Source organism: uncultured Limnohabitans sp., assembly GCF_937889215.1.
Taxonomy (GTDB): Bacteria; Pseudomonadota; Gammaproteobacteria; order Burkholderiales; family Burkholderiaceae_C; genus Limnohabitans_A.
Genome location: NZ_CALBEX010000582.1, coordinates 1 through 3,920, shown reverse-complemented (window position 1 = coordinate 3,920; position 3,920 = coordinate 1). Strand labels below are relative to the sequence as shown.

Here is a 3,920-nt window from a genome sequence, read left to right as displayed (position 1 = left end):
GTGGGCACGACCATGATGATGTCTTGCACCCCGGCCACATGGGCAGGGATGGCGTTCATCAACACCGAAGAGGGGTAAGCGGCTTTGCCGCCGGGCACGTAAATGCCTACACGGTCAAGAGGCGTGACTTTTTGGCCGAGCAAGGTGCCGTCTTCGTCGCGGTAGCTCCAGCTCTCACCCGAGGCTTTTTTCTGGGCTTCGTGGTACTTGCGCACCCGGCTTGCTGCGGCTTGCAGGGCTTCGCGTTGTGCGGCCGGCAGGCTGTCGAGTGCCGCCTTCAGTTCGGCTTGGGTGATCTCCAAAGCCTTCACATCAGCAGCTTGCAGGCCGTCAAAGCGCTGGGTGTACGCCAGCACCGCCGCATCGCCACGTTGTTGCACATCGGCCAGGATGTCGGCCACGCGTTGCTCGATGGCGGCGTCGGTGTCGGCAGACCAATGCAGGCGCGCCGCGAAGGCCGCTTCAAAACCGGCATCAGCCGTGTTCAGTTGCAAAGGTTTGGCGTGCAATCCCATGTTCAGTCTTTCTTCACTGCGCCCGCAAAGGCGTCGATGATGGCGCGGATCGGCGCTTGTTTGAGTTTGAGCGCGGCCTGGTTCACGACCAAGCGCGAGCTGATGTCCATGATCCGTTCGACTTCAACCAAATGGTTGGCCTTGAGTGTGTTGCCCGTCGACACCAAATCAACGATGGCATCGGCCAGGCCCGTCAGTGGAGCCAGTTCCATGCTGCCGTAGAGCTTGATCATGTCGACGTGCACGCCCTTGGTAGCAAAGAAGTCACGGGCAATCGCGGTGTATTTGGTCGCCACTTTGAGGCGCGAGCCAGTGCGCACCGCGCTGGCGTAATCGTAGTCAGCGCGCACGGCCACACTCATGCGGCATTTGGCAATGTTCAGGTCCAGCGGCTGGTACAGGCCCTGGCCACCGTGTTCGATCAGGGTGTCCAACCCGGTCACGCCCAAATCGGCACCGCCGTATTCCACATAGGTGGGCACGTCGCTGGCGCGCACCAGCACCACGCGCACATTGGCTTGGTTGGTGGGCAAGATCAGCTTGCGTGATTTTTCAGGGTCTTCGAGCACCTCAATGCCAGCGGCTTTGAGCAGCGGCAGGGTTTCATCAAAGATGCGTCCTTTGGACAGGGCCAGCGTGATCATTTCACTCTTTCAATGTCGGCCCCCAGGCCGCGCAGTTTCAATTCCATGCGGTCGTAGCCACGGTCCAGGTGGTAAATGCGGTCGACGATGGTTTCGCCTTCTGCCACCAAGCCGGCAATCACCAAGCTGGCCGATGCCCGCAAGTCGGTGGCCATCACGGTGGCCCCCGAGAGCTTTTCAACGCCCTCGATCACCGACACTTTGCCGTCAATCTGGATGTGCGCGCCCAGGCGCACCAGTTCGTTGACGTGCATGAAGCGATTTTCAAAAATGGTTTCGGTCACCTTGCTCGCGCCTTGCGAGATGCAGTTGAGCGCCATGAACTGCGCCTGCATGTCGGTCGGAAAACCTGGGTATTCGGTGGTGCGAAAGCTCTGGGCTTTCAAGCGGCCATCGGCTTGGATGCGGATGAAGCCCTCGCCCGCCTCAATGGTGGCACCGGCATCGCGCAGCTTTTCGATGACCACTTCCAGGTGGTCGGCGCGGCCGTGGCGCAGTACCACATCACCGCCTGTAGCGGCTACGGCGCACAAAAAGGTGCCCGTCTCGATGCGATCGGCCACCACCTGGTGCTCACAACCATGCAGACGCTCCACACCCTGGATGAGGATGCGGCGTGTGCCGTGGCCTTCGATCTTCGCGCCCATTTTGATGAGCATCTCGGCCAGGTCGGGAATCTCGGGCTCTTGAGCGGCGTTTTCCAAGACCGTCTCGCCTTCGGCCAAGGCCGCAGCCATCATGAAGTTTTCAGTGCCGGTGACGGTGACCATGTCGGTGGTGATGTGCGCACCTTTGAGGCGCGTGCGGCCCTCGGGCAAGCTGGCCAGCATGTAACCGTGGTCCACCGTGATGACGGCACCCATGGCCTGCAGGCCTTTGATGTGCTGGTCTACGGGACGCGAGCCAATGGCGCAACCGCCGGGCAAGGACACTTTGGCATGGCCAAAACGTGCCAGCAAAGGGCCCAGCGCCAGCACCGAAGCGCGCATGGTTTTCACCAGCTCGTAAGGGGCTTCAGGGTTGTTCAGGCCACCCGCATTGAGGGTCACGCGGCCGTCTTCATGGTGCTCAGCCGTCACGCCCATGTTGCGGATCAGCTTGAGCATGGTCGAGACGTCTTGCAGGCGCGGCACATTGGCCAACGTCACAGGCTCGGCGCTCAGCAAAGCGGCGCACAACTCGGGCAGAGCGGCGTTTTTGGCACCCGACACATCGAGCGTGCCTTGCAGGCGTTTGCCGCCGCGAATTTTCAGTTTGTCCATGACTCAGTTCGCTTGCGCGGCCCATTCGGCTGGCGTGTAGGTTTTCATCGACAAAGCGTGCACCTCGTCGGTGTGCATTTTCTGGCCCAGGGTGGCGTACACCCGCTGGTGCCGCGCAATGGGGCGCATGCCGGCAAAGGCTTCGGACACGACCACGGCGCTCCAATGGCGGCCATCGCCATCCACAGTCAGGTGGGTGCAGTCGAGGCCTGCTGCAATGATGGCTTGAAGTTGCTCAGCGTTCATGGGGGTTCAGCTCCGGATTTTGTAACCGATGCGCAAAAGGTGAAGGGTCAGGCCACTGATGGCCGCCAAAGAAGTGCCGACCACCGCCAAACTGATCCAGGGCGACACATCGCTTTGGCCAAAGAAACCATAGCGGAAGCCATCGATCATGTAGAAAAACGGGTTGAGGTGGCTGAGGTTTTGCCAAAAAGGTGGCAAAGAATGGATGGAATAAAACACGCCCGACAAGAACGTCATCGGCATGATGATGAAGTTTTGGAAAGCGGCCATTTGGTCAAATTTGTCGGCCCACAGCCCCGCGATCACCCCCAGTGCACCCATCATGGCCGCGCCCATGAAGGCGAAGGCCAAAATCCACAACGGGTTCACAAAGGTGATGTTGACCATCCAGCCGGTGATCACAAACACCCCCAGCCCCACGGCCAAGCCGCGCACAATGGACGAACCCACATAGGCCACAAACCAACTGCGGTGCGACAACGGGGTGAGCAGCAAAAACACCAAGCTGCCCATGATCTTGCTTTGCACCAAACTGGACGAGCTGTTGGCGAACGCGTTTTGCAACACGCCCATCATGATCAGGCCGGGCAGCAAAAACGAGGTGTAAGGCACTTGGTCATAGACCTTGACATGGTCTTCGAGCACATGGCCAAAAATCAGCATGTACAGCACCGAAGTGAGCACAGGAGCCCCAACGGTTTGGAAAGCCACTTTCCAAAAGCGCAGGACCTCTTTGTAGAGCAGGGTTTGCCAACCGGTCATGCCAGGGCTCCCGAGGCGGTTTGTTTGCGGTTCATGACTTCCAGAAAAACGTCTTCGAGGTCAGCTTGGCGGATTTCCACGTCTTCCACCACCAAGCCCGCTGTGCGCAAAGTGGCCAGATGGTTTTCGATTTCGACCGCGTTGTGCACGGGCAACTGCACGATGCGGCCCGTCACTCGGGCGATGGCCGCCACAGCAGGCGGCAAGTCGCCGTCGAGTTTGAAGCGCAGCACCTGGCTGGTGGCCGAGCGCAACAAATCAGACGTGCGCTCAAGCGCCAGCAACTGGCCACGCTTGAGCATCGCGATGCGCCCGCACAGGGCTTCGGCTTCTTCGAGGTAATGGGTGGTGAGCAAGACGGTGTGGCCTTGCTTGTTGAGTTTGGCGATAAAGGCCCACAGGGTCTGGCGCAGTTCAACGTCGACCCCGGCGGTGGGCTCGTCGAGCACGATCACGCGAGGCTTGTGCACCAAGGCTTGCGCCACCAGCAC

At 60.1% G+C, this 3,920-nt stretch carries 5 protein-coding genes and 1 pseudogene; all 6 read right to left on the bottom strand.

Annotated features, from left to right (window positions below):
• Positions 1–515, bottom strand: a 515-nt coding sequence (locus Q0341_RS14670; protein WP_299514820.1) for a histidinol dehydrogenase, incomplete at its 3' end; no start/stop codon positions are given.
• 2 nt (positions 516–517) lie between these two features.
• Positions 518–1,159, bottom strand: coding sequence for an ATP phosphoribosyltransferase (hisG, locus tag Q0341_RS14665; RefSeq protein ID WP_299514817.1), 642 nt, complete (start codon positions 1,157–1,159; stop codon positions 518–520).
• Entirely contained in the window at positions 1,156–2,421 is a 1,266-nt protein-coding gene (gene murA / locus Q0341_RS14660) for a UDP-N-acetylglucosamine 1-carboxyvinyltransferase (RefSeq protein ID WP_299514814.1), read from the bottom strand. Before murA ends, hisG begins: the two co-directional genes overlap by 4 nt.
• A 3-nt stretch (positions 2,422–2,424) precedes the next feature.
• Entirely contained in the window at positions 2,425–2,667 is a 243-nt protein-coding gene (locus Q0341_RS14655; RefSeq protein WP_299514811.1) for a BolA family protein, read from the bottom strand.
• Between the two features lie 6 nt (positions 2,668–2,673).
• Positions 2,674–3,429, bottom strand: a complete 756-nt coding sequence (locus Q0341_RS14650; RefSeq protein ID WP_299514808.1) for an ABC transporter permease — start codon at positions 3,427–3,429, stop codon at positions 2,674–2,676.
• Positions 3,426–3,920, bottom strand: a pseudogene (locus tag Q0341_RS14645) (ABC transporter ATP-binding protein); the annotation flags it as partial. The gene Q0341_RS14650 and the pseudogene Q0341_RS14645, both read right to left, overlap by 4 nt.

Coding starts and splice junctions, on each gene's coding strand:
- hisG (WP_299514817.1), bottom strand. CDS start 1,159: ATGATCACGCTGGCCCTGTCCAAAGGACGCATCTTTGATGAAACCCTG.
- murA (WP_299514814.1), bottom strand. CDS start 2,421: ATGGACAAACTGAAAATTCGCGGCGGCAAACGCCTGCAAGGCACGCTC.
- Q0341_RS14655 (WP_299514811.1), bottom strand. CDS start 2,667: ATGAACGCTGAGCAACTTCAAGCCATCATTGCAGCAGGCCTCGACTGC.
- Q0341_RS14650 (WP_299514808.1), bottom strand. CDS start 3,429: ATGACCGGTTGGCAAACCCTGCTCTACAAAGAGGTCCTGCGCTTTTGG.